The sequence below is a fragment of the Nonomuraea sp. NEAU-A123 genome, from assembly GCF_018603905.1.
Lineage (GTDB): Bacteria > Actinomycetota > Actinomycetes > Streptosporangiales > Streptosporangiaceae > Nonomuraea.
In genome coordinates this window covers 20749-43882 of sequence record NZ_JAHFZZ010000023.1, presented here as the reverse complement: position 1 = coordinate 43882, position 23134 = coordinate 20749, and the positions used below count along the sequence as shown (strand labels likewise).

General features: G+C 66.7%; 22 protein-coding genes. 12 read left to right on the top strand and 10 right to left on the bottom strand.

What is annotated here, in order from left to right:
- Positions 1-48 precede the first annotated feature (48 nt).
- Together KLK06_RS46195 and KLK06_RS46190 are read left to right on the top strand one after the other, a co-directional pair.
- Positions 49-462, top strand: coding sequence for a nuclear transport factor 2 family protein (locus tag KLK06_RS46195; RefSeq protein ID WP_214642105.1), 414 nt, complete (start codon positions 49-51; stop codon positions 460-462).
- A 353-nt stretch (positions 463-815) separates the two neighbouring features.
- Positions 816-1673 carry a nucleoside hydrolase gene (locus KLK06_RS46190; RefSeq protein ID WP_214642104.1) on the top strand — a complete coding sequence of 286 codons (858 nt, stop codon included), beginning with the start codon at positions 816-818 and terminating at the stop codon, positions 1671-1673.
- A 64-nt stretch (positions 1674-1737) separates the two neighbouring features.
- Here KLK06_RS46190 and KLK06_RS46185 read toward each other — a convergent pair whose 3' ends face one another.
- On the bottom strand, positions 1738-3615 hold the full coding sequence (locus KLK06_RS46185; RefSeq protein WP_214642103.1) for a potassium transporter TrkA: 1878 nt from the start codon (positions 3613-3615) through the stop codon (positions 1738-1740).
- A 400-nt stretch (positions 3616-4015) separates the two neighbouring features.
- Here KLK06_RS46185 and KLK06_RS46180 point away from each other — a divergent pair, with 400 nt between their 5' ends.
- Positions 4016-4858, top strand: a complete 843-nt coding sequence (locus KLK06_RS46180; protein WP_250907072.1) for a TIGR02452 family protein — start codon at positions 4016-4018, stop codon at positions 4856-4858.
- Positions 4859-4897: 39 nt separating this feature from the next.
- Here the strand turns inward: KLK06_RS46180 and tgmC are convergent, their stop codons facing one another.
- The 5 genes from tgmC to KLK06_RS46155 all read right to left on the bottom strand — a co-directional run bounded on the left by tgmC (position 4898) and on the right by KLK06_RS46155 (position 8436).
- On the bottom strand, positions 4898-6028 hold the full coding sequence (tgmC, locus tag KLK06_RS46175) for an ATP-grasp peptide maturase system methyltransferase (protein ID WP_250907071.1): 1131 nt from the start codon (positions 6026-6028) through the stop codon (positions 4898-4900).
- Positions 6025-6999: an ATP-grasp ribosomal peptide maturase gene (tgmB, locus tag KLK06_RS46170; protein ID WP_214642101.1), complete on the bottom strand. Its 975-nt coding sequence runs from the start codon at positions 6997-6999 to the stop codon at positions 6025-6027. The genes tgmC and tgmB overlap by 4 nt, the downstream gene beginning before the upstream one ends.
- Positions 6999-7241 carry a putative ATP-grasp-modified RiPP gene (tgmA, locus tag KLK06_RS46165; protein WP_214642100.1) on the bottom strand — a complete coding sequence of 81 codons (243 nt, stop codon included), beginning with the start codon at positions 7239-7241 and terminating at the stop codon, positions 6999-7001. Before tgmA ends, tgmB begins: the two co-directional genes overlap by 1 nt.
- Positions 7242-7397: 156 nt before the next feature.
- Positions 7398-7616, bottom strand: coding sequence for a DUF397 domain-containing protein (locus tag KLK06_RS46160; protein ID WP_214642099.1), 219 nt, complete (start codon positions 7614-7616; stop codon positions 7398-7400).
- Entirely contained in the window at positions 7609-8436 is an 828-nt protein-coding gene (locus KLK06_RS46155; RefSeq protein WP_250907070.1) for a helix-turn-helix transcriptional regulator, read from the bottom strand. The genes KLK06_RS46160 and KLK06_RS46155 overlap by 8 nt, the downstream gene beginning before the upstream one ends.
- 125 nt (positions 8437-8561) lie before the next feature.
- Here KLK06_RS46155 and KLK06_RS63315 point away from each other — a divergent pair, with 125 nt between their 5' ends.
- Positions 8562-9119, top strand: a complete 558-nt coding sequence (locus KLK06_RS63315; RefSeq protein ID WP_374197192.1) for an ATP-binding protein — start codon at positions 8562-8564, stop codon at positions 9117-9119.
- Between the two features lie 1497 nt (positions 9120-10616).
- Here KLK06_RS63315 and KLK06_RS46145 read toward each other — a convergent pair.
- Positions 10617-11390 carry a glucose 1-dehydrogenase gene (locus KLK06_RS46145; RefSeq protein WP_214642096.1) on the bottom strand — a complete coding sequence of 258 codons (774 nt, stop codon included), beginning with the start codon at positions 11388-11390 and terminating at the stop codon, positions 10617-10619.
- 81 nt (positions 11391-11471) lie between these two features.
- On the opposite strand from KLK06_RS46145, the gene KLK06_RS46140 reads away from it, so the two are divergent.
- Positions 11472-12083 carry a TetR/AcrR family transcriptional regulator gene (locus tag KLK06_RS46140; RefSeq protein ID WP_214642095.1) on the top strand — a complete coding sequence of 204 codons (612 nt, stop codon included), beginning with the start codon at positions 11472-11474 and terminating at the stop codon, positions 12081-12083.
- A 253-nt stretch (positions 12084-12336) separates the two neighbouring features.
- On the opposite strand, the gene KLK06_RS46135 is transcribed toward KLK06_RS46140, so the two are convergent.
- Positions 12337-13383 (bottom strand): trans-aconitate 2-methyltransferase, encoded by a 1047-nt coding sequence (locus tag KLK06_RS46135; RefSeq protein ID WP_214642094.1) that lies wholly within the window; start codon positions 13381-13383, stop codon positions 12337-12339.
- A 190-nt stretch (positions 13384-13573) separates the two neighbouring features.
- Between KLK06_RS46135 and KLK06_RS46130 the strand changes: the two genes are divergently transcribed.
- A complete protein-coding gene (locus tag KLK06_RS46130) occupies positions 13574-14212 on the top strand; it encodes a maleylpyruvate isomerase N-terminal domain-containing protein (RefSeq protein ID WP_214642093.1) in 639 nt (212 codons plus the stop codon).
- A 300-nt stretch (positions 14213-14512) separates the two neighbouring features.
- Here the strand turns inward: KLK06_RS46130 and KLK06_RS46125 are convergent, their stop codons facing one another.
- Both KLK06_RS46125 and KLK06_RS46120 read right to left on the bottom strand, forming a co-directional pair.
- Entirely contained in the window at positions 14513-15076 is a 564-nt protein-coding gene (locus tag KLK06_RS46125; RefSeq protein ID WP_214642092.1) for a DinB family protein, read from the bottom strand.
- Positions 15077-15423: 347 nt separating this feature from the next.
- Entirely contained in the window at positions 15424-16413 is a 990-nt protein-coding gene (locus KLK06_RS46120) for a LacI family DNA-binding transcriptional regulator (RefSeq protein ID WP_308168749.1), read from the bottom strand.
- Positions 16414-16571: 158 nt separating this feature from the next.
- Between KLK06_RS46120 and KLK06_RS46115 the strand changes: the two genes are divergently transcribed.
- From KLK06_RS46115 to KLK06_RS46090, 6 genes are read left to right on the top strand one after another with little or no spacing between them, the layout of a single operon-like run.
- Positions 16572-17879: an ABC transporter substrate-binding protein gene (locus KLK06_RS46115; protein ID WP_250907069.1), complete on the top strand. Its 1308-nt coding sequence runs from the start codon at positions 16572-16574 to the stop codon at positions 17877-17879.
- On the top strand, positions 17876-18757 hold the full coding sequence (locus tag KLK06_RS46110) for a carbohydrate ABC transporter permease (RefSeq protein ID WP_214642090.1): 882 nt from the start codon (positions 17876-17878) through the stop codon (positions 18755-18757). Before KLK06_RS46115 ends, KLK06_RS46110 begins: the two co-directional genes overlap by 4 nt.
- Positions 18757-19614, top strand: coding sequence for a carbohydrate ABC transporter permease (locus tag KLK06_RS46105; RefSeq protein ID WP_214642089.1), 858 nt, complete (start codon positions 18757-18759; stop codon positions 19612-19614). Before KLK06_RS46110 ends, KLK06_RS46105 begins: the two co-directional genes overlap by 1 nt.
- A gap of 25 nt (positions 19615-19639) precedes the next feature.
- Entirely contained in the window at positions 19640-21595 is a 1956-nt protein-coding gene (locus KLK06_RS46100; protein ID WP_214642088.1) for a beta-galactosidase, read from the top strand.
- 9 nt (positions 21596-21604) lie between these two features.
- The gene (locus tag KLK06_RS46095) at positions 21605-22702 is read left to right on the top strand and encodes an arabinogalactan endo-1,4-beta-galactosidase (RefSeq protein WP_214642087.1); all 1098 of its coding nucleotides are present in this window, start codon (positions 21605-21607) and stop codon (positions 22700-22702) included.
- Between the two features lie 57 nt (positions 22703-22759).
- Positions 22760-23134: a hypothetical protein gene (locus KLK06_RS46090; RefSeq protein WP_214642086.1), complete on the top strand. Its 375-nt coding sequence runs from the start codon at positions 22760-22762 to the stop codon at positions 23132-23134.

Genomic DNA, 23134 nt, shown 5'->3' with positions numbered 1-23134 from the left:
TCTGGCACAAAGACAACATCACCGCCCTCCAGAATGAAAGAGGATGCAATGTCCACAGATACGCTGATCGCCGACCGTATCGAGATCGCCGACCTGTTCACCCGCTTCGCACGCCTGCTCGACGAGAAGCGGTGGGAGGACGCCGACACCGTCTTCACCGACGATGTGACGGTGCACTCACCGCGCGGAGGCGAACTCCGCGGCCTCGACAAGGTCGCCGGCTTCATGCGACAGGGCGAGGTCGAGGGGCAGCAGGCCCTCCACACGACCACTGACCTTTTGGTGGACGTCGACGGCGACCAAGCGGCCGTCTCGGCCTACTCGCTGGTGTACTACTACCGCGACGGCCAAGCGCCCCACTTCACAGGCGGCCTGCGACTGGCCGGCACCGTGGTACGGACGCCGGCGGGCTGGCGATTCCGCGAACAGCGGATCACGCCCGCCTGGACCCGCGAGAACTGACCCCTCGAAGGTCAAGGTCCAGGTTCACGTCGGGCCGGGCGGTGATGCCGCCCGGTGACGGACCCAAATCCACCGTTTCCGCAAAGACGACGACGGAGTGTGGCGGATGACCGCCTGCACGGTGGACCCGATGTGGGTGCACAGCTCATTCCCTATCCCGATCCCGATCCCGAACGCGCGCACTACCGCCTCGGCGCCACCGAACCTGACGCTCCGAGGCAAGTAGGGTCCCGTTGCGTCGACTCCCTGGCGCGACGGGACCCATACCGAGACGCGCCCGCCGCCTCGCGTCCTCGATCGGCTATCTTCGCCTGGTGAGCTCTGACACACAGACCGTTTGTGTCGTTTTCGACATGGAGACTCGCGACCCCGACGACGCGTTGACCCTGTGTCTGCTCGCCACTCACCCTCGCGTCCGGCTCGCCGCCGTTACCGTGAATCCCGGCACCGGCGCCCAACTCGCGGTCGTACGCGAGTTGCTGAACCGCCTCGGCGTCGGCGTTCCGGTCGGCGCTCGCCACGCCGACAGTCCCGCCGATGCCGTCTCCGCCTTCCACCACAACTGGCTCGGCCCACTTCCAGCGGCCCGTCCCGACGGCGTCGCCCACGAAATCCTTGCCGCCGCCTTCACTGCCGCCCCCCACGCTGTTCTCCTCACCGGCGCACCGCTGCACAACCTCCGCCAGTTCCTGCTCCACCACCCCGGCCTGGCCATCCCCCGCTGGGTCGCCCAGGGCGGTTTCGCCGGCGACAACCTCGTCCCGCCCGAGCACCGCCTCTCGAAATTCGCCGGCCGTACCCAATGCGAGACCTTCAACTTCGGCGGGGACAAGAAGGCCACCCTCACCGCCCTGGCTTCCGAGCGCATCGCCCACCGCGACCTGGTCTCCAAGAACGTCACCCACGGCGTCGTCTGGGACAATGCTCTCCAGGCCCGCCTCCTGGCCACCCCCGATCTCCCGCCCGGCGCCGTCCTCGCCCGTGAGGCCATGGCCCTCTATCTCTCGCACCGTCCCGAGGGCAAGCTTCTCCACGACCCTCTCGCCGCCTGCGCGGTCCTGGACCGCGACGCCTTCACCTGGGCGCAGGTCGAAGTGACGTATGGCCGCGGCCAGTGGGGTGCCCAACCCGCCCCAGACAGCGGCACGTTCATCTCACTCGCCGTCGACTGGCCACGCGCGGCGAACGTGCTGTTCGGCGTGGGACTGTAAGACCAGCCATTGGCGCCGCTAGAACGTGCCTGCGCTGGTTCTACCGGGCGTGCCGGAAAAGGGATCAATCTTCGGCGAGGACGATGACCATGTCGCGGGGGCCGAGCGTTACCGGGTCGGATTTGCCGGGGTTGAGCACCACGCCGAAATTGGGCGGGGCGGTGGACTCGACCTGCAGCCGGTAGCCGATGGCGGTCTCGCCGCGCATCCGCGCCGAGGCGATGACGGTGGCGAAGCTGACCGTCATGCCGGGGTGGACGTAGTCGGTGGCAGGCTTGAGGTAGATCTCCGAGCCCTCGGCGTCGAACAGGTAGTCGAACACCGCGCCCAGGTGCGGGTTTTCCGAGAGCTGAGTCATCAGCAGGCTGATCAGCTTGTCGCCGACCACGAAGTCGTCGGCCTGGGTGACCTGGCCCAGGCGGCGGTTGCGGTCGTCGTTCATCTCGCTGACGATCGGGAACCGCTGCCCGGTCTGGGAGCCCATGTCGCGCAGGTGCAGCAGGGTGACCAGGGTGCGCGAGTCGGCGTGCTGCGACTCCAGGTGCCCGTCGGCCAGCACGATGATGTGGTCGAACATGCCTGGGTCCAGCGACTCCAGCGTGAAACGGTCGGTGGTGTCGCACTCCTTGACGTTCACCACCAGGTCGCGTAGCTCGACGGTGAGCCGGTCCAGGTGCTCGGTGTTCTCGATGACGCTGGCCGCGATGTTCAGCGCCGAGCCGGGAGAGACGTACTGAGCGAGCTCGGCGACGATCTTCGGGGCGCGATCGTTCCAGCCCAGTAGGAGCGTGCGTTCCGGGGGCGTGGGCTGGCGGGCGGGGTGGGTGATCGCCTGCTGGACGATGGGCGGGAAGCTGCGGACGAGCCGGATGGTCGAGTCGTCCTCAGCGATCATGATCATCTGGTCGCCGTCCATGATCAGGGTGTCCATCGGCGGGTTCAGTACCACCGAGCCGTCGCCGTGCCGGATCCCGATCAGGGAGGCGGTCCCGTAGGCGAACAGCGCCTCCCCGTACGGGAAGCCGGTCAGCTTCGGCTCGGCCCGCATGTAGATCTCGTCGCCGCCGAAGTCCAGCAAATCTGTGCAGACCACCGACAGGCCCGACTGGCGGGAGGTCTGGACGATGAGCCGTGAGGCGATGTCATCGCTGTCGACCACCTGTGCGTGGCCGCCTCCGGCCAGCTTGGCGGCGGCCAGGTTGTTGGTGTCGATTACCGAGGTGATGATCGGCGGGCGTCGCCTGCGCCAGTTGCGGTTGGTCAGCGCGAGCAACGTCTTGATGACGTGCGCGTCGGAGTCCTCGCCGGGCGGCGAGAGCACGATGATCGAGCGGGCGGTGTCCAGGCTGAGCAGGTCGAGGTCGGACGGCTCGGCCGGGCTGCCACTGCGTACGACAATCCGGGTCTTGCCCGTGTCGCCGACCCGCGCGCGCAGTTCCTCCTCCATCTCCAGCTTGTCGCCGTCGCCGAGGATGGCGATGCAGGACTTGGCCTCGCTCTCGTTGGCCTCGACCAGCTCCGGGATGATCGTGAAGATCTGGTCCGACCAGCCGATCAGCGCCGTGTGGCCGGACTCGACGATTCTGGAGCGGCCCTTGCGCAGCTCGGTCAGCTTGTTGTCCAGGCCGGTGGTGAGCACGCCGATGAGGCTGGAGACGATGAGCAGGCCGCCGATCGTGATGGTGAACCCGAGGATCGTGAAGATCGCGCTGCCCTCGTTGTCGCCCGCCACGGTGCCGGCGTCCATCGCGCGCATGAGGCTGCCCCACAGCGCTTCGTACCAGCTATCGTGTACGTCCTTGTCGGCGAAGAGCATGGACAGGCCCGCGAACACCGTGACCATGACGACGGTGACCAGCGCGAGCCAGCCAATGAGTGCCGGTGTGCCTTTCGACATGCTGTTGTCGAACCGGTAGCGCAGAAGTTCTCGTCGTGTGGCCATGACTACCCTGTCCTGTCGGCCCGGCCACCTGGAATCTGCTCGATGAACCGTGGGAGGGCGAGCTGAGAGGAAGTGGTCAGGGACGCGCGAATATTAGCAATCGCGACAATTGTCACTTTGATGCTTTCTCATCACTTGCACCTCCCTTACATCCTGGCGTCTGCTGCGGTACGGTGCCCGCGGGCGCACCCACGATGCGGTCTGCTCGGTGATGTCGGTGGAGGACGCCTACAGGGTCTGGCAGAGTACGGCGTGTTCGTCGGCCTCGATCGGCCCGGGCGGCGCGACTCCTCGACCAGGTGGGTCAGCGGGACGGGCGTGCGTGGCGATTCTTAGCCGGGCAAAACTGTTCGCCCGGTGAGATGGTCACGGCCTAGCATGCGGACGCGTGAGCAGAAGATTGCGTGGGATCGCGGCCGTCAACGCCCAGATCATCACCGATGGCCAGTACACGACCGATGATGGCACCATCGTCGTCGTGGGCCCGGCGCTGGAGGCAGCGGTCTCCGGCACCGTGAGCCATCCACCGGACGGGCTCGTCGATGTGCCCCACACAGCGACCGGTCACCGGACGTCTTTCGAGGTGACGCCCGAGGGCAGCCTTCAGGCCGCGCGACGGCTGCACCTTGCCGGGGCCGACCGGATCGCCGTTTTGAACTTCGCCTCGGCCCGTAACCCCGGAGGTGGCTACCTCGGCGGCGCCAAAGCACAGGAAGAGGATCTCTGTCGCAACGCTCTGTTGTATCCCTGCCTCCTTCAGGCTCCCGACTTCTACGCCGCCCACCGCGACTCCCCTGACCTGCTCTACAGTCACCGCGTCATCTGGTCCCCCGACGTTCCCGTGCACCGCGACGACGACGGCCGATTGCTGACCGAGCCATATCCGGTCTCGTTCCTGACCTGCCCCGCTCCCAATGCCGGACAAGTGCTGCGCCGTGAGCCGAGCGCGCGGAACCGAATCCAGCGTGTGCTCCACCAGCGTGCGGAACGAGTACTGGCCGTGGCCGCTCACCACGGCGCGCGCCAACTGGTGCTCGGTGCCTGGGGATGCGGGGTGTTCCGCAACGACCCGCGCCACGTCGCCGAGGCATTTCACCACCATCTCACCGCAGGCGGCGCATTCTCGACTGTGTTCGAACGGGTTGTCTTCGCGGTCTGGGACCGCTCACCCGATTCCGCCAACAGAGCTGCGTTCGCCGACCGTTTCGCCATCGTGGAGGAGCCGGCCTCCGAAAGGCCGTGAGAGCTGCCAGGCTCGTTTTCGACTTCGAGCAGAGACCTTCTACGCCGGCAGACTCCAGTTCGGCCCAGCAGGGTTACCAAGCCACACCCGCTGGCCCTCACGGGTGACCGTGAGCCCGAAGCCAGACTTATGCGGGCTGCCTGCTTCCTGCCACGTTTCGATGGCCTTCTCGACCGCGTCCCACAGTTTGAGCGGTCCGTGCTGGCGCACAGTCCATCCACCTGCGGGATCTGGTTGGGCTTCGGCCCGCGAACCGGTGCTGGCGTCGACGAGGAACGTGGCGCCATCGCCCCAGGCAACTTGCGCCTGCGGAATGGCGAGCTGGGCGACCCATAGAGCTGTTCTGTCCTGGAGGACCGACGGATCGACTCTGGACTCGCGGGCAATCCCCAAACCCCTCACCAACGGCGGACGCGGCGGGGGCAGGTGTGATCGGGCGGTCATGAAGGAGAGGTCATCTTCAAGGAAACGGCCGCTCGCCGTGCCGTCGTCGGCCACGGTGAGATGCGCGAACGCGGTCTCACCCATCCATCCTGACAACGGAGCTGTGATGGTCCCCCCGACACGAATCTGTTGCGGCCACTCCCGGGGGATCGTGCGGACAGAGCAGGTCGCGATGAGCCGATCGTATTTGGCGTTCTCTGCGTACCCGCGCAGCCCGTCGCCCTCCACCAGCGTGGGAGCGTAGCCTGCACCCGTGATCGCGTCACGGGCGCGGGCGGCAACCAGCGGGTCGTACTCGATCGAAAAGACGGCGTCGTTTCCAAGTCGCTGACACATCAGCGCGGTTGAGTAGCCCGTGCCTGTTCCGATCTCCAGGACCTTGTTGCCCTCCTCGATCTCGGCGGCCTCAAGCATCCGTACGACCAGGCCGGGAAGCGTGGATGATGACGACGGGTACCCAGATACGGGCCGTGTCGAGTCTTCAGCCAGGAGTCCCTCAACCTGAGTCGGCCATGTCTCGTTGGCGTATGCCAGGGCGAGCCATGCGCCCTCGGGTGCGTCGGCGCGGCGGACGGGTGTCCACCAGCCGAATCGGTTCTTGTCGGGGCGATAAACAGCTTCTCCCAAGAACCGTTCGCGGGGCACCGTCTCCAGTGCCTTTCGCCAACTGACAGACCCTATTTTGTCTGCCAGTTCGAGGCGGAGCGTTGCGGCCGTGTCGCTCATGGCCACCATCCTTCAAGTAGTACGTCGGCGAAGGCCTGCGCTATCGTGCCGAAATCTGGAAGCCACGCCCACTGGCCGTTTGGATTGCACTCCATGAATGTCCAGGCTTCGCCAAATTCGCCGTCTTCGAGGGCAAAGTCAAAACATCCGAATACAAGGCCAAAATGTCCGAGGTAGGCGTATAGAGCACTCTTGATCACTTCGGGCACGTCAATGTGGCCATACATCAGATCGTCCCAGTCTCCCTCCCTCCAGTCGACGGCATCGTCCGGGTGCGTAATCCTAGTGGCGAACACCTGGCGACCGACTACGGTCACTCTGGCGTCACTCGACTTTTGGATCTTTTCCTGGAACATGTGCGCCGTCATGGATACCGAGTGGTCCAATTCATCCGGATTTACGCGCTGTGTCCATATCGCACCCACGCGGCCGTCCGGGGCGGCCGGGACCGATCGAAATGACTTGTAGATGACCTGCACATGCTTGAGGGCGAATTCTCGAGCAGCGTCCAGATCGTTCGTTACGAGCGTATTGGGAATGCGCATGCCGAGGCGGGCTGCCACCCGCAACTGAGCAATCTTGAAATCTGCTCTTTCTGTCGCCCCGGGGTGGTTGACATAGCGGCCGTTCGGTAGGTTTCTCAACAGGCCACCCAGCCCGTGACGGGCCTCGTTGATCGCGAACAACCGGGCCTGTTCGTCGGTGGCGTCGCTGCGCAAAGGGCTCGGCCGACGATAGTAGACCGCCCCTATCTCTTCCAGGGGTGCTTTGCGGCTTGGCGTCACCAGTTGGCCACTCCACCAGTCGCGGCCGTCCCCGATGCGGGCGCTGAATGTCAGCCCTGCCCCGATGTCGGCTGGATCAACGCGAGCCACGTGCGCCCTGCGCTCCTGCAAGGCTCGAATGACCGTGTTGGCCGTCTCGTCCGCTGGAGACGTGACGACCAACACGGTGCGCGGGGTGCGCGACATCAGTCGTCGGAATCGTCTGAAACTAGCGGGCCGCCCGTGCCGTCGTTCCCCTGGTTCTTTGGCGACTTGGTCACCGTGCCCCTCTGCATGTCCACGATCTCGCCCCCGGCGTCGTAGAAGTGGGTGAGCTGGGTTGCGGGGTCGAATTCGACGGTGGCGTACTCCGGTGGTCCCACCGGGGAAGGCTTGGCCATCCGGCCCAAACCCCACGGGCGTACAGGCTGATCTTGCGTCAAGGTCATTTGAGCCTCCATGTAGGGGACCGTTCTCCACCTGACGCTAGATGCCTAATTCAAGTTAGGCCAGATGTGGCGATTGTTTGTGGCACAACCAACAAGACAAACCAGAATATAGCAATAGCAAAGCCCCCGATGTAACATCGGGAGCTTTGCGTGCCATTAGAAGTCGAATTCGCCCTTTCGGACGCCGTCTTTGAAAGCTTCCCACACGGGAGCAGTGACGACGTACGGGGCCTGGTCGGGAGCCTCAGTGTCGCGAATACCGACACGCCCACCGGACAGCGGGGCAACCTCCAGACAGTTGCCGTTGTTCGAGCCCGATGCCTTGGCCTTACGCCATGCGGCGCCGGCCAGTTCCTCGGACAGCTCCTCATTCATGCTCATACCTCCCTAGCATCTCGCGCAGCACGTTCTTGGTGACATGCAAGGGGTGTGCCCATGCACGGATCGTTTCGTACCTCAGGCTAATAGCCTGCACCTCTTCCGCGCGATCGGTTACTTGGCCGCTGGATGGAGACTCCAGGTAAGCCCAGTGCTGCGCATTGGGTAGCTGTGCGATGGCGAAGCCGCCGAGAAGGCCCGTGGTCTGTTCGGTCTCAAGCGGGACGATCTGAATCGTGATCTTCGGATGGTCGGTCAGCGACAGCAGCCGCTCAAGCTGTTGCCGCATGCCCTCGCGTCCGCCGATCTGACGATGCAAGACGCCCTCATCCATGACACCGGTGAACATGGGACACGTAGGCCGGTCGAAGATGGTTTGCCGCTGGAGCCGCGCCTCAAGCGCCTGCTCGACCTCCTCTTCGGTCGCTCCTGGCCTGCCCCGCAGAACAGCACGAGCATAGTCAGCTGTTTGCAGCAGGCCCGGCACAATGAGCGGTTCCCAGCTCCGTATGGTCCGGGCCGCCGCCTCGATCTTCGGCCACTCCCTGAACCACTTCGGCGCGACCTTCGGATTGATCTCTTTCCAGAGCGCCACCAGTTCCCCCCGGAGTCCTAGAACCTCTTCGGCGCGCGTCACGAACTCCTCGGGCACTGGCCGCTTCGCAAGCTCGTAGTAACCGATCATCGTCCCGGAGTACCCGACCCTGGATCCGAACGCTTCTAGCGACCAGCCCTGAGCATTGCGCAGCCTGCGCAACTCAAGGCCGAAAATCACCTCTGGGGAGGTGGCCGGCGGTAGGTCTGGCCCTGCTGGCATTTCGACACTCCGTTCAGAGGGACAACAGGAGTTGCGGACGGCAACAACAACAGCCGCAACAGAATTGTTGAAAGGTGTCGCTGCCGCCCTATCCCAAAACTACCTGGCCCAGAGCATTCTTGGAAATGCCCTTCGGGGAACAAAGGACGGCGGTTCAGTCGCTCATAACAGGACAACTCTGCCCTCGTTGTGATGCGGGCCGCATATCGAACCCAGACATAGTGGGTGATTCTATGCCAGCACAAACAGCGGAAATTGTCGTATCGACGTTCATAACGCTACGTCGAAATGTCAAAGCGCCCTGGCATGCGCGGCAAGCGATCAAGATATGGCTTGCCGCCAGTGACCCGGTACGGGACGACGTACTCCAAGTCGTCTCCGAACTGGTGACGAACGCCTGTGTGCACGTGCCGCAAGGCCGGCAGCGCGACTGGCTCAAACTACGGATGGGCTACGGGAACGGCTTCATCCGTCTGGAGGTAATTGACCCAGGTGTCCCGGCTCCAGAGCCACGATTCATCCCTGGCCAGTCTCCGCAGGCTGAGGCCGAGTCGGGCCGCGGCCTCGACATCGTAAGCAGGCTCTCCATGCGGTGCGGCACATACGTCACTCCGCTCGGCCGCCGCGTCGTGTGGTGCGACCTTGAGATCCCCCACTCCCTGCCCGACCAGGAGCCCAGATGACCCCCCAACGTCTCGCAGAGAAGTTCGATCAGTGGGACATCTTTCCTGACCTGGCTATCGGCGTCGGGGCAGCTCGGAAGTCGGCGACTATGACTGACGATCAGCGCCGAGGAGGAATGCCCCTCACGCTTGTTGCCGGTGATCTCGACCAACTGGACGCCAAGCTAGAGCGCCAACCTTGATGCTCGTGACCAGCCGAGTGCCACCGCCACGGCTGGTCACGCCCCGGCCCCCACCGCTGAGCAGCGGGAAAGGGAGACAGGCCGCCAAGTTGTCTCTTGAAGTGGGCCTTCGGGGCGGCCTTCGTCGTTGAATCCGGTAACGACGAAGGCCGCAACAAGCTCTCTCAACCTCGCCCTGGTTGGTTGAGAACTGCCCCCTACCTCCCCACCAGGGCATCCCCTCATCTGCGGACGTCCGTCCCTAATGTTCCGCGGATGAGGTCGCCCCCGGTTGGACGCACTTTCCAACCGGGGGCCTCACTTCCGCCGAATAGAGAAGATCAGCGAGCTGTTACGGGTGGGGCCATCCAATACGCCTGACGACGAGTTCGACAACGACGGCCGAGACGACACTGGACTGCGTCGGCAGATCCCCAGGCTGGCCGAACTCGACCTTCACGCGCTCGGTGTCCAGGAGGCTAAGTTTCGCGCCCTGATGTGGGCTGTGCAGGTGCTAGGCATGCGCGGATTCTCAGGGACATCCAAGCACGACGGCTGCCACCTGGTGTGGTTCGTGCGTGGACCGCTGATCCGGGTACCGGAGATACAGCACGATCAGAGGCGCCCCTGGTCGCACGCGGTGTGTCAGCTGCCGACCGAGGTCGACGGAGTGGAACTAGACCTGGTCCACGTTCATCTGGCACCCTCGGCGCCACGTATCTGCTTGGTCCCGCTCCACCCAGCCGACCGGGCGAAGCGTGCTTGGCAGGCAGTCCGAGCGTAGCGAGGTCCTTCAGGGGGCGGGCATCAGCCCGCCTGGGAGGACGTCCGGAGCGTAGCGGAGGGCCTTTTTGGGCGGGTGGGCATCAGATGGCCAACCACCGAATCGGGTAACGGGCGGGAGGAGCCGGGCGGACTAGGGTCCGTGGTGGCCGTTGTTACGATCCTTCGCATGCACGGAGCAGACAGCACAGTCGACGGAGAAGACGTACGCCGGGTCGTCGCTCTGGCCATCGACACACTAAGGGGTGCAGATCTCCATGCGTGGGAGGCCAAGGCGGGAACGCTCGAGTGGACGTGTTGGGAGACGCTCGAGCATCTGGCCGATGACCTGTTCACTTACGCCGCGAGGTTCGGGCTCGAGAAGCCGCCCATGTCCGCGCCGTTGCCGTTCCGGACGAGCAGTGACCGAAGCGGTGGGCCGGACTCTCCCTGATCGCCCACAACTCACCGAGTGGCGCTGGTACGGCACGCAGGGCGTGTGAGAGCCTGCGTACTCCAGCTAGCCCCTCAGGCGGGAAATCACTGCGGGGTGCTCCCGCCCAAGGAGAGAGGCTCACAGCCCAGAACCGCCCGTCGCGTCGATCACCCGGCCGGTCACCCAGCGTGCGTCGTCCGAAGCGAGGAAGGCCACGATGTCAGCCACGTCTTCCGGCTGCCCGACCCGGCCCAGCGCGGCCAGGGACGCCGCCTGGGCTTCGGCCTGCGGATTGCCGCGTAGCCAGCTTGCGTTGACGTCGGTGTCGATGATGCCGGGCGCCACCGAGTTCGCGGTGATGCCTCGGGGTCCCAATTCCTTGGCGAGGTTGAGGGTGAAGGTGTCGAGCGCGCCCTTGGTGGCGGCGTAGGCGATGATCTCTGGCATGGCGAGGCGGGCCGCGCCGCTGGAGATGTTGATGATCCGCCCTCCGTCGCGCAGCCGCTCCAGCCCCTGCTGCACGATGAAGAACGGTGCGCGGACGTTCACGGCGAAGACCTGGTCGAAGTCGTCCTCGGTCAGCGACGCCAGATCAGAGCTGCGGCCGATGCCGGCGTTGTTGACGATGATGTCGACGGCTCCGCCAGGTGTGTATTCGTCGGCATGGGCGTCGAAAGCAGCCCACAGGGCGGCCGCGTCACCGTGCCGTCCCAACTCCGCGTGCAGGGCGAAGGCTCGGCCGCCATCCTTGCGGATGCGTTCGACGACCTCGTTCGCCGCCGTCTCGTCGCGGGCGTAGGCGACCGCGACGGTGGCGCCGTCCTGGCCGAGACGTTGCGCGATGGCCCGGCCGATCCCGCGACTGCCGCCGGTGACCAGTGCGATCTTTCCTTCAAGTGTGCGTGTTCCCATTTGGCCACTCCTGATTTGTTGAGCGATGACTCAATAAATACGATAGCACGCCTTCTTGAACGAGCGCTCTAAAATGGCGGCGTGACTGAGACACGCGCGAAGCGAGGACGGCCGAGGGCGTTCGACCGCGCCGCGGCACTGACCGCGGCCACCCGTCTGTTCTGGGAACACGGCTACGAGGCCACCTCCATCGGCGAGCTGACCGAGGCGATGGGCATCAGGCCCGGCAGCCTGTACGCGGCCTTCGGGGATAAGAAGTCCCTGTTCAAGGAAGTGGTGCGCAGCTATGGGCGCTCACCTGTGGGCGCTTTCATGGGCGTTGCCCTTGAGGAGGAACCCACCGCCCACGCCGCGTTCACCCGCATCCTGCGTGAGGCAGCGGTCATCTATCCCGACCCCGCCCACCCGGCCGGATGCCTGACGATCAGCGCAGCCACCAACGTCACCCCGCAGGACGCCGAGGTGGAGGCGTTCCTGCGCAACATACGCAACGAGAACCTGAACGTCTTCGAAGCCCACCTACGCACGGCGCAACAGGCCGGCGAGCTGTCCGATGCGGCCAACCCCCGTGCGCTGGCCGCGTACTTCGCCGCGATCATCCAGGGCATGTCACAGCGCGCCCGCGACGGGGCTGCGGCGGCCGAGCTGACCGAGACCGCCGAACTGGCCCTGGCCGCATGGCCCGCGGCATGACACTGATCCCATGCGCCACTCGGCCATCTCGCCTGCCCAGCCACACTGAACGGAAAGATCACGATCTGGAGTACTGGGGACGGGCGTCAAGCATGCCGAATGCCCTGACGTGGAAGTCCATCTTGTCCCGCTCCGTCTAGTGGCCCGTCACACAACCTTGGCCGGGTAACTGGTGCGGCCCGAACTCATCGACGCAGATCACCCGTCCATCGGCGGGTGAATGATCGCGCCGTCACACGGCGGGCCGATCCTCCTACGGTCGGATCTCGTAGACGAGGTTGAACGGGGTCTCCGCGGCCCTTCGGAACCGGGTGAAGCCCGCCTCGCGGCTCAGCTCGCGGATCCTCGCCTCGCCCGCCTGCGCGCCCAGCGCGTAGCCGCCCGGCTGGGACAGCGCGTTGGGCACGCAGAGGAACGTGGACCCGCTGTAGTACAGCCGCCCCACGGGGGTGAAGTTTTCCTCCACCGCGTCGGCGGCGTACGGCTCGACCAGCAGCCACGCGCCCTCCGGAGCCAGCGCTTCCCGCACCCGCCGGGCGGCCCCCAGCGGGTCGCCCATGTCGTGCAGGCAGTCGAACATCGTCACCAGGTCGTAGTCGGTGCCGGTGAAGGTGTGCGCGGTGGCCACCTCGAAGTCGACCCGGTCGGCCACCCCGGCCTCGGCGGCATGCTCGCGGGCCAGCTCGATGGACTCGGCGTGGTAGTCCGAGCCGACGACCGTGGTACGCGGGTACGACTGCGCGAGGAGGATCGAGGACGACCCGAGGCCGCAGCCGACGTCCGCGACCACGGTCCCCGCCTTCAGCTTCTCCTCAATCCCATCGAGTGCCGGGATCCAGCTCGACACCAGCGCGGCCACGTAGGCCGGCCGGTAGAACGCGTCGCACCCGACGAAGACGTCCTCCACGTGCTCGTGCCAGCCGAAGCCGGCGCCCGTGCGGAACGCCTCGGTGATGCGCGGCTCGGCGCGCAGCATGCCCAGCGCGATGAGGTACGCCGCCGGTATGTTCGGGCCGGCCGGGTCGGCCAGGCAGTACGCCTGCTCCTCCGAGAGCGAGAACCGGCCCGTCGCCGCGTCGTAGCCGACGTACCCCCCGGCGGCCTGCCCACGCAGCCATTCGGTGAGGTAGCGCGGGTGGCACCTGGTGCGCTCGGCGAACTCCTCGGGAGTCGCGGGCCCCTCGGCGAGGGCGCGATACAGGCCGAGCCGGTGACCGATCACGACGGAGCCCGCCGCCTCGGTCGCCCCCAGGTCGCTCACGGCCCTGCCCAGGAACTCCGTCACCTTGTTCTGGTCCATCTGTGGTCTCCTCCCCGCAAGAGGACCCGACAGAGGTGAATCTGCCCTGGTCACAGGCTTGTTATCCGTGCGGGGCGGCTGGCACCGAATCGGGTGACGGGCGGGAAAGAAGAACGTCCGGAGCGAAGCGGAGGGCCTTTAGGCGTCAGGCGGACCAGGGCTCAAGTTGGCCGTTGTTACGATCCTTCGCATGCACGGAGCAGACAGCGCAGTCGACGGAGAAGACGTACGTCAGGTCGTCGCTCTGGCCATCGACACACTAAAGGGTGCGGATCCCAACGCCTGGGAGGCCAAGGCGGGAACGCTCGAGTGGACGTGTTGGGAGACGCTCGAGCATCTGGCCGATGACCTGTTCACTTACGCCGCGAGGTTCGGGCTCGCAAAGCCGCCCATGTCCGCGCTGTTGCCGTTCCGGACGAGCAGTGACCGAAGCGGTGGGCCGGAAAACGTCATCTTCGTTGAGCCGGCCTCGGGCCCCGAGGGCCTTTTGACCATCTTTGAGGCGTGTGGTGGCCTGCTCGCGTCCGTCCTACGCACGGCCCCCTCGACCACCGTTGCCTACCACGTCTTCGGGCCCTCGACTCCAGAGGGCTTCGCCGCAATGGCCGTCGTTGAGACCCTCGTGCACATCCATGACATCGCTCAGGGGCTGAATCTGGAGTGGTCGCCGCCAAGGGAGCTGTGCGAACGGGTCCTCAAGAGGCTCTTTCCCCACGTCGCCATCGATTTTGATGCCTGGGAGACCCTGCTGTGGGCGACCGGACGCATGGCTCTCCCTGATCGCCCACGACTCACCGAGTGGCGCTGGTACGGCTCGCAGGGCGTGTGAACAGCTCGACGAGACAGCGGGCCGCCCTGATCGGCTAGGGACGGAACCCTGCTGTCCGGTGACTGATGGCAACTGTTGGCGTCAAGCATGCCGAACGCCCTTACGTGGACGTCTATTTGGTCCCGCCCCGCCCAGCCATGGTTCTACGGGTGACAAGTGGCCCAGGTGGCCCCATCCTGTGATCGGAGAAGTGCGTTCCGCTGAGTTTTGGCCCCATCTAAGGGGTTGTGGTGGGACGCTTGATGTGCACCGGGGCCTTCTACCTGCATGTCCGAAGCTCGATGGCCGATTACCGAAAAGTCATATTCGGCGCGGTACGGCTCCGTCCTGCCAGCGGTAGAGGTCGCGCAGCAGGGAAATCTCGGCGCCGTGATGGATCAGCTCCCTGTTGACGTGCAGGACGATGCCCTCCATGGGAAACTGCTCGGGACCCACCGTGGGCGGATTCTCCAGGTCGGCGTCCGAGAGTTCGCGGACCCCCGCGTTCCATCTGCCGTACATCTCATCGAGCTGTTTTAGCGCCTCATCAGCGGTCCCCGCGTAGGCGAATGTCTGGGAGTCGACGTCCTGGCCGCCGAAGTGCCATCCGACCCGATAGCCCAGGCACGAGACGATGATGTGCGCCAGCCGCCAGGCAATCGTGGTCACCGGCGCCGGCACCGGGTCAGGGGACGCGAAGTCCATCGTCCACTCCCCCGAACCTGCCGACATCGGTGCGGCCGACCTGCCACGTGGGCGGATGCTCCAGCAGCCGCGCACCGGCTCCCAGAAGTACTCCTCATCGGCAAGACCGTCCAGCCGCGGCCGCAGGTTCTTGCGCCAGTGCCGGTCCAACTGCTCCGCGAGCCGCTCGCTTCTTGTCATTTCCGCACACTACTGGCCACGGAGACCTGGCTGCGGGCCTCGCGGACGCCGTCGCCGGCCGTGGGCCGCGAGAACGTACCCCACCGGGAGATGAGGGCGGGCGGGGACGACTCGGCCACCCCAGCCCGTTGGTCCCACCCCGCCCAGCCAGCCCGGCGAAGCGTGCTGGGAAGGCGGTCCGAGCGCAGCGAGGTCCTTCAGGGGGCGGGCGTCAGCCCGCCTGGGAGAACGTCCGGAGCGATGCGGAGGGCCTTTGTGGGCGGGCGGGCATCAAACGGCCAACCACCCAATCGGGTAACGGGTGGGAAGAAAGAACGCCCGGAGCGAAGCGAAGGCCCTTTAGGGGGCTAGGCCGAGTCGCGGACGATCAGGCTGGTGGGTAGGGCGATCGAGTCGACTCGCTCGGCGCCGTCAATGAGTGCCAGCAGTAGTCGTACCGTCTCCCTGGCCACATCCCCCAGCGGCTGCCGCACCGTCGTCAGCGGCGGATGGGTGGAGATCGCCACCGACGAGTCGTCGAAGCCGCCCACCGCCACGTCCTCAGGCACCCGCCGCCCCGCCGCCCGCAGCGTGTGCAGGGCCCCCGAGGCCATCACGTCCGAGGCCGCGAAGACCGCGTCCAGGTCTGGTACGCGTTCCAGCAGCCGGACCATGGCCGTCTCGCCGCTGGCGTGGGTCCAGTCGCCGTGTTCGATCAGTTTCTTGGACGCCTTCCGGCCGAGGACGTCGGCGAAGCCTTCGAGGCGCTGGATGCCGCCCGGCGTGTCCATCGGGCCGGTGATCATGGCGATCTTCTTGCGGCCGAGCGAGACCAGGTATTCGGCCATCTGGCGGGCGCCGCCCCGTTCGTCGCAGGCCGCGTACGGGATCACCGTCTCCCTGCCGATGACGGCGCCGCAGGAGACCACCGGGATGCCGGCGCCGTGGAGTGTGTCGACCAGGGGGTCGCCGGCGTGGGTGGACAGGAGGAGGACGCCGTCGGCGTGGCCGCCGCGTACGTAGCGGAGCACCTGTTCGCGCTCCCCGTCGTCACTGGCGATCATCATGACCAGCGAGAGGTCGCGTTCGCCGAGGAGGCGGATCGAGGTGCGGATGGTGGTGCTGTAGTTAGGGTCCTCGAAGTGGGGTTCGGAGCGGACCATGACCACCGATCCGGCGCGCTGTCTGACCAGGTTGCGGGCGTTGCGGTTGACGACGTAGCCGGTTTCGGCGATGGCGCGTTCGATGGCGATCCGGGCCGCGGGGCTCACATAACGGTCGCCGTTCAGGACCCGCGAGACGGTGCCGCGCGAGATCCCGGCCACCGCGGCCACGTCATGGATGGTCGGCCTTTTCACAGGTTCAGCATCTCATGGCCCGAAGACGAAACACTGTGAACGTGCACACACCTTTTAGCCCATTTAACGACCCCGTAACGAAGGGTTGACAGCGCAGAGGGGCCAGACACACGCTGTGAACGTTCACAGACTCCCCCCAAGTCGAGGTACCCATGCAGATGAACAGGCTTGCCGCTGTAGCCGCAGCTGCCACCCTCGTGGCCGGCTGCTCCAGTGGTGGCGCCCAGCAGAGCGCCGCCCCATCGAGCCCCGCCGCATCGAGCCCCGCCGCCCAGAAGGTCGCCCTGACCTACTGGAACTGGGTGCCCGGCATGGACAAGATCGTCGCGGTCTGGAACACGGCGCATCCCGACATCCAGGTCACCTCCAGCACCCAGGCGGGCGGGGACGACTCGGCCACCAAGTTCCTCACCGCCGCCAAGGCCGGGAACCCGCCGGACCTCGTCCAGGCGGAGTATCAGGCCCTGCCGTCGTTCGTGGCCGCCGAAGCGGTGGCGGACATCAAGCCGGCGGCGGATCCGGTCAAGGCGCAGTTCAGCGAGGGTATCTGGGGGCTGGTCACACTCGGCACCGACGCGGTCTACGGCATCCCGCAGGACAGCGGCCCGATGCTGCTCTACTACCGGGCCGACCTGTTCAAGAAGTACGGCATAGCCGTACCGAAGACCTGGCAGGAGTACGCCGACGCGGCCAGGGCCGTGCACGCGAAGGACTCCAAGGTGTACCTCGGCACGTTCTCCAGCAAGGACCCGGGCTCCTTCGCCGGCCTCGCCCAGCAGGCGGGCGGGCAGTGGTGGTCGATCAGCGGCGAGGCGTGGAAGGTCGCCATCAACGACGAGCCCACCAAGAAGCTCGCCGACTACTGGGGCGGCCTGGTCAAGGAGGGCGTCATCGACAGCATGCCCTACTTCACCCCCGAGTGGAACAAGGCCCTGAACGACGGCAAGCTGCTGACCTGGCCGTCGGCCATCTGGGCGCCCGGCCCGCTGTCGAGCAACGCGCCCAAGGCCAAGGGCAAGTGGGCGATCGCGCAGTTGCCGCAGTGGAACGCCGGCGAGAACTTCAGCGGCTTCTGGGGCGGCTCGGCCGTCTCGGTGTCGGCGGGCTCCAAGAACAAGGAGGCCGCGGCCAAGTTCGCCACCTGGCTCAACAGCGATCCTGAGGCGCTCGCCCTGCTGGTTAAAGAGGGCTCCCTCTATCCCGCCGCGACCAAGGGCGCCGACCTGCTCTCCGAGCCGCCCGCGTACTTCTCGAACGTGCCCGACTTCTGGAAGCAGGCGGCCGGGTTCGGCGCGGGAGCGCGCGGCTTCACCTTCGGCCCGAACGTCAACGTGGCCTACAACGCCTTCAAGGACGCCTTCGACAAGGCCGCGCTGAACAAGACCTCCTTCAGCGGCGCCCTCCAGAGTGTCCAGGACGCCACGGTCGCGGACATGACGAAGTCCGGCTTCAAGCTCGCCCAATGACGACGAGGAAGAGCTGGGCCCCGTACCTGTTCCTGACCCCGGCTGTGACGCTGTTCGCCCTGTTCCTGGCCCTGCCGATCGGCTACACCGTCTACCTCAGCCTGCGCCGGACCAAGGTCTCGGGGCTCGGCCTCGGAAAAGGATCGAAGCGGGAGATCTTCGTGGGGCTCGACAACTACGTCGCCGCCATCGGCGACGGCGAGTTGTGGGCCGGCTGGCTGCGGGTGCTCGGCTACGCCGTGCTGGTCCTGGCCGTGATGCTGGGGCTCGCGCTGGTGTTCGCGCTGATGCTGGACGCCGCGAGGGTGCGGCTGGCCCGCTTCTCCCGGATCGCGATCTTCCTGCCGTACGCGGTGCCGGGCGTGGCCGCCAGCCTGATGTGGGGCTTCCTCTACCTGCCGAGCGTCAGCCCGATCAGCGAGCTGTTCGGGGTGGCGCCGCTGAGCCAGAGCGCGATCGTGTACTCGATGGCCAACGTGGCGGTCTGGGGCGGCACGGGCTTCAACATGCTGGTGCTCTACACGAACCTGCGGGCGATATCTCAGGACCTGTACCAGGCGGCGCGCATCGACGGCGCGTCGGAGCTGCAGATCGCGTTGCGGATCAAGATCCCGATCCTGGCCCCGGCGATCATCCTGGTCACCGTCTTCTCGATCATCGCCACGATCCAGGTGTTCACCGAGCCGACCACGCTCCGGCCGCTCACGAACACCATCAGCTCGACCTGGAGTCCCTTGATGAAGATCTACCGGGACGCCTTCGTGACCGGTGACCTGTACGCGGCGGCGGCCACGGCCGTGGTGATCGCCGGGATCTCGCTGGTGCTGTCGTTCGGGTTCCTGCGCGTGGTGAAGAACCACGCGTTCGGGGAGGCGTGATGGCCCGCGCCCGCGCCCGCGCCGCGTACGCGCCGCTCGGCCTGGCCCCGACCGGGATCCTGCTGATCGGCTCGGTGTACTGCCTGTTCCCGGTGAGCTGGGTGGTGATCGCGGCCACCAAGACGTCCGGCGAGCTGTTCTCGAGCTCGACCTTCTCGCTCGGCACCGGGTTCTTCCAGAACCTCGCCGATCTCGCCGCCTATCGGGAGGGGGTGTTCTGGCTGTGGATGCTCAACACCCTCCTGTACGCCGGTGGCGGGGCGCTGCTGTCGACCGCCGTGTCCGCGGTGTCGGGCTACACGCTGGCCAAGTACCGCTTCGCCGGCCGGAACCTGATCTTCAACATCCTGATCGGCGGCATCCTGGTGCCCGCGGTGGTGCTGGCGATCCCGCAGTATCTGCTGTTCGCGAAGGTCGGGCTGGCGGACACGTACTGGTCGGTTCTGCTGCCGCAGATCCTGCATCCGTACAGCATCTATCTCGCCCGTGTGTACGCCGGCGCGGCCATCCCCGACTCGCTGCTCGAAGCCGGGCGCATCGACGGGGCCTCGCATTGGACGCTGCTGACCCGGGTGGCGCTGCCGCTGATGGGGCCGGGGATGGTGACCATCTTCCTGTTTCAGTTCGTGGCCATCTGGAACAACTTCCTGCTGCCGTTCATCATGCTCGGCGACGACGGCAAGTTCCCGCTGACGGTCGGGCTCTACACGATGCTGGCCGCGGGGGCGAACCACCCGAGTCTCTACAACCTCATCCTCATCGGGACGTTCCTTGCGCTGATTCCGCTGATCGCGCTCTTCCTCACGATGCAGCGGTTCTGGCGCACCGACCTCAGCAGCGGCGCCGTTAAGGCCTGACAAATTATCAAAAAGGGGGACTTATATGCCCGAGGGCATCGCGTTCGGCGGGGACTACAACCCCGAGCAGTGGCCGCTGGAGGTGCAGGAAGAGGACGTGCGGCTGATGCGGCAGGCCGGGGTGAACCTGGTCAGCCTGGGCATCTTCGCGTGGGTGCTGATGGAGCCCGCCGAGGGGGTGTACGAGTTCGGCTGGCTCGACACCATCATCGACCGCCTGCACAACGCGGGCATCTCGGTGAACCTGGGCACCCCGACCACGGTCCCGCCCGCCTGGTTCTCCAGAAAGTATCCCGACGCCTCCCCCATGACCCGCGAGGGCGTACGCGTCGGCGCGGGCGCGCGTGAGACCGCCTGCTCCAGCCACCCGGCGTTCCGGGCGGCCAGCGCGCGGCTGGCCGAGCGGCTGGTTGCCCGCTACGGCGAGCATCCCGCCGTGGTGATGTGGCATGTGCACAACGAGTACGGGGCGCCGCTCGGCGAGTGCTACTGCGAGTCGAGCGTGGCCGCCTGGCGCGATTGGCTCCGGCACCGGTACGAGAGCCTCGACGCGCTCAACACCTCCTGGGGCACCGCCTTCTGGGGTCAGCACTACGGCGAATGGGACGAGATCGACGCGCCCCGGTGGAGTCATACCGTGGTCAACCCGGCGCAGCGCCTCGACTACGCCCGTTTCGCCAACGAGGAGCACCTGTCGCACTACCGGCTGCAGCGCGACATCCTGCGCCAGAGCGGCAAACCGGTCACCACCAACTTCGCCGGCACGGTCAACTGCAAGTCGATGGACCTGTGGCGATGGGCCCCCGAGCTGGACGTCATCGCCAACGACCACTACCTGAACGGCGAGCAGCCCGACAACCACATCCAGCTCGCCATGTCGGCCGACCTGAGCCGCTCCCTGGCCGGCGGCGGGCCGTGGCTGCTCATGGAGCACTCGACGAGCGCGATCAGCTGGCAGCCGCGCGGCATCGCCAAGCGTCCCGGCGAGATGCGCCGCAACAGCCTCGCCCACGTCGCCAGGGGCTCCGACTCGGTGCTGTTCTTCCAGTGGCGGGCCTCACGGTACGGCGCCGAGAAGTGGCACTCGGCGATGATCCCGCACGCGGGGACCGACTCGCAGATCTGGCGCGACGTCGTCTCGCTCGGCGCCGACGTGCGCCGGCTGGCCCCGGTCAAGGACGGGCGCGTCACGAGCGAGGTGGCGATGGTCTGGGACTGGGAGTCGTACTGGGCGCTGGAGCTGGAATGGCGTCCCTCGGGCGATCTGCGCTTCCGCGAGCGGGTGGACGCCTTCTACGAGGCGCTCTGGCGGGAGCATGTCACGGTGGACTTCGTCCACCCTTCCGCCGATATTTCGGGATACAGGCTGGTTGTCGTGCCGAGCTCGTACCTGCTCGCCGACAGCTCGGCCAAGAACCTGCAGCGCTACGTCGAGTCGGGCGGCCACCTGCTCGTGTCGTATTTTTCCGGCATCGTCGATGAGAACGACACCGTCCACGCGGGCGCCTACCCCGGCGCGCTGCGCGAGGTGCTCGGGCTGTCGGTCGAGGAGTTCCACCCGCTGCGCGAGCTGGAGACCGTGACGCTCACCGGCGGGGCCACCGGCCGGATCTGGTCCGAGCGGGTCCGCCTCGAACGCGCGGTGGCCATGCGGCACTTCACCGACGGCCCCGACGCCGGCCATCCGGCCATGACCGCCAACGCGTTCGGCGGCGGCACCGCGAGCTACCTGGCCGCCGCACTCGGCGGCGACGACCTGCGCGCCCTGCTCGGCGAGGTGCTCGACCGCGCGGGCGTCTCCCGGCCGCGCGACCTGCCCGACACCCTGGAGCTCGTACGGCGGGGCGCCTGCGCCTTCCTCATCAACCACGGCGACGCGCCCGTCACGGTGACCGACCTGACAGGCACGGACCTGCTCACCGGCGCCCCCTTCACGGGCGAGGTCCCCGCGGGCGGTGTGTCCGTGGTGAACGAACCGTAGGAGACAACCATGAAACGGGCCCTGTTACACCTGCTCACCGCGCTGCTGTGCGTCGCCGCCCTGGCGTCGCCGGCGCGGGCCGAGCGCCCGCTGCAGATCCGCGGCGCCGACATCTCCAGCCTGGCCAAGTCGGAGGCCCTGGGCGGCGTCTACCGCTACGAGAACGGCCGGCGAGGCGACGCCCTGCGCATCCTGCGCGACGGCGGCCTCAACTACATCCGGCTGAAGGTGTGGGTCGACCCCGCCGACGGTTACAACAACAAGGCGCACGTCCTGGCCATCGCCAAGCGGGCCAAGGCGCTTGGCCTGGGCCTGCTGGTCGACTTCCACTACTCCGACAGCTGGGCCGACCCCGGCAAGCAGAACAAGCCCGCGACCTGGGCCGCGCTGCCGTACGAGCAGCTCAAACAGGCCGTCTACCAGCACACCTACGATGTGCTGAACGCGCTGCGCAGACAGGGCACGACGGCCGACATGGTGCAGACCGGCAACGAGCTCAATGGTGGGCTGCTGTGGCCCGACGGCCGCTACGACAACTGGCCGGGCATGGCGGGGCTGCTCGGCGCGGCCTATGACGCGGTCAAGGCGGTCTCCCCGCGTACCAAGGTGGCGATCCACCTGGCCGACGGGGGTGACAACGGGTTGTACCGGTGGTGGTTCGACAACGCGGCGGCCAACGGCATCCGTTACGACGTGATCGGGCTGTCGTACTACCCGTTCTGGCACGGCACGCTGGAGGCGTTCCAGGCGAACATCAACGACGTCGCCACCCGATACGGCAAGCCGGTGTTCGTGGCGGAGACGGCCTACCCCTTCACCACGGCCGACAAGGACGGCTGGGCGAACATCATCACCTCCGCCGAGCCGTACCCCGGCTATCCCGCCACCCCCGAGGGCCAGGCCGCGCTGATGCGCGCGGTGAGCGACATCGTCAGGGCGGTGCCGAACGGGCGGGGCCTCGGCCTGTTCTACTGGGAGGCGACCTGGACCGGAGTGCCGGGCAACGGCTGGGATCCCACCGACCCGTCCTCGGGCAACGGCTGGGAGAACCAGGCCCTGTTCGACTACGCCGACCGAGTGCTCCCCGGTCTGAGGGCCATCCGCTAGCCGCCAGGTTGATCAAAGCCGGCCCCGGCCGGCGTTGATCGCCATTAGAGTCCTGCCGTGATCGCCCCCTCTCCCTCCGCCACCCGGACGACCTCGCCGAGCGGCGCGGCCGTCGCGTTGACCTCCGTTCTCGCCGTCGTCATCTGGCTGGCGGGCTTCATCGCCTGGCTGGCCGTGTCGATCCTCGGCGACAAGGCGTGCGGTCTCGACGCGCTGGCCTCTTATCAGAGCGACGACTGCGACACGGTCAGCACGTGGGGCACGGTCACCCTGTCGACCTGGCTGCTCGCGCCGATCGGCTGCGCGGTGCTGCTGGCCCTGCTCACGGCCGTCCCGGAGCGGTACGCGGGGGCTCGCCAGGCGGCCCTGTACGCCGTGCCGCTCGTGCCGCTGCTGGTCATCGTGGAAGCGGCGCTTGCGTACGCTCTGTGA

What these genes read in the sequence shown, in the direction of transcription:
- KLK06_RS46195 (WP_214642105.1), top strand. Translation starts at nt 49, where the DNA reads ATGTCCACAGATACGCTGATCGCCGACCGTATCGAGATCGCCGACCTG.
- KLK06_RS46190 (WP_214642104.1), top strand. Translation starts at nt 816, where the DNA reads ATGGAGACTCGCGACCCCGACGACGCGTTGACCCTGTGTCTGCTCGCC.
- KLK06_RS46185 (WP_214642103.1), bottom strand. Translation starts at nt 3,615, where the DNA reads ATGGCCACACGACGAGAACTTCTGCGCTACCGGTTCGACAACAGCATG.
- tgmC (WP_250907071.1), bottom strand. Translation starts at nt 6,028, where the DNA reads ATGAGCGACACGGCCGCAACGCTCCGCCTCGAACTGGCAGACAAAATA.
- tgmB (WP_214642101.1), bottom strand. Translation starts at nt 6,999, where the DNA reads ATGTCGCGCACCCCGCGCACCGTGTTGGTCGTCACGTCTCCAGCGGAC.
- tgmA (WP_214642100.1), bottom strand. Translation starts at nt 7,241, where the DNA reads ATGACCTTGACGCAAGATCAGCCTGTACGCCCGTGGGGTTTGGGCCGG.
- KLK06_RS46160 (WP_214642099.1), bottom strand. Translation starts at nt 7,616, where the DNA reads ATGAATGAGGAGCTGTCCGAGGAACTGGCCGGCGCCGCATGGCGTAAG.
- KLK06_RS46155 (WP_250907070.1), bottom strand. Translation starts at nt 8,436, where the DNA reads ATGCCAGCAGGGCCAGACCTACCGCCGGCCACCTCCCCAGAGGTGATT.
- KLK06_RS63315 (WP_374197192.1), top strand. Translation starts at nt 8,562, where the DNA reads ATGCCCTTCGGGGAACAAAGGACGGCGGTTCAGTCGCTCATAACAGGA.
- KLK06_RS46145 (WP_214642096.1), bottom strand. Translation starts at nt 11,390, where the DNA reads ATGGGAACACGCACACTTGAAGGAAAGATCGCACTGGTCACCGGCGGC.
- KLK06_RS46135 (WP_214642094.1), bottom strand. Translation starts at nt 13,383, where the DNA reads ATGGACCAGAACAAGGTGACGGAGTTCCTGGGCAGGGCCGTGAGCGAC.
- KLK06_RS46130 (WP_214642093.1), top strand. Translation starts at nt 13,574, where the DNA reads ATGCACGGAGCAGACAGCGCAGTCGACGGAGAAGACGTACGTCAGGTC.
- KLK06_RS46125 (WP_214642092.1), bottom strand. Translation starts at nt 15,076, where the DNA reads ATGACAAGAAGCGAGCGGCTCGCGGAGCAGTTGGACCGGCACTGGCGC.
- KLK06_RS46115 (WP_250907069.1), top strand. Translation starts at nt 16,572, where the DNA reads ATGAACAGGCTTGCCGCTGTAGCCGCAGCTGCCACCCTCGTGGCCGGC.
- KLK06_RS46110 (WP_214642090.1), top strand. Translation starts at nt 17,876, where the DNA reads ATGACGACGAGGAAGAGCTGGGCCCCGTACCTGTTCCTGACCCCGGCT.
- KLK06_RS46105 (WP_214642089.1), top strand. Translation starts at nt 18,757, where the DNA reads ATGGCCCGCGCCCGCGCCCGCGCCGCGTACGCGCCGCTCGGCCTGGCC.
- KLK06_RS46100 (WP_214642088.1), top strand. Translation starts at nt 19,640, where the DNA reads ATGCCCGAGGGCATCGCGTTCGGCGGGGACTACAACCCCGAGCAGTGG.
- KLK06_RS46095 (WP_214642087.1), top strand. Translation starts at nt 21,605, where the DNA reads ATGAAACGGGCCCTGTTACACCTGCTCACCGCGCTGCTGTGCGTCGCC.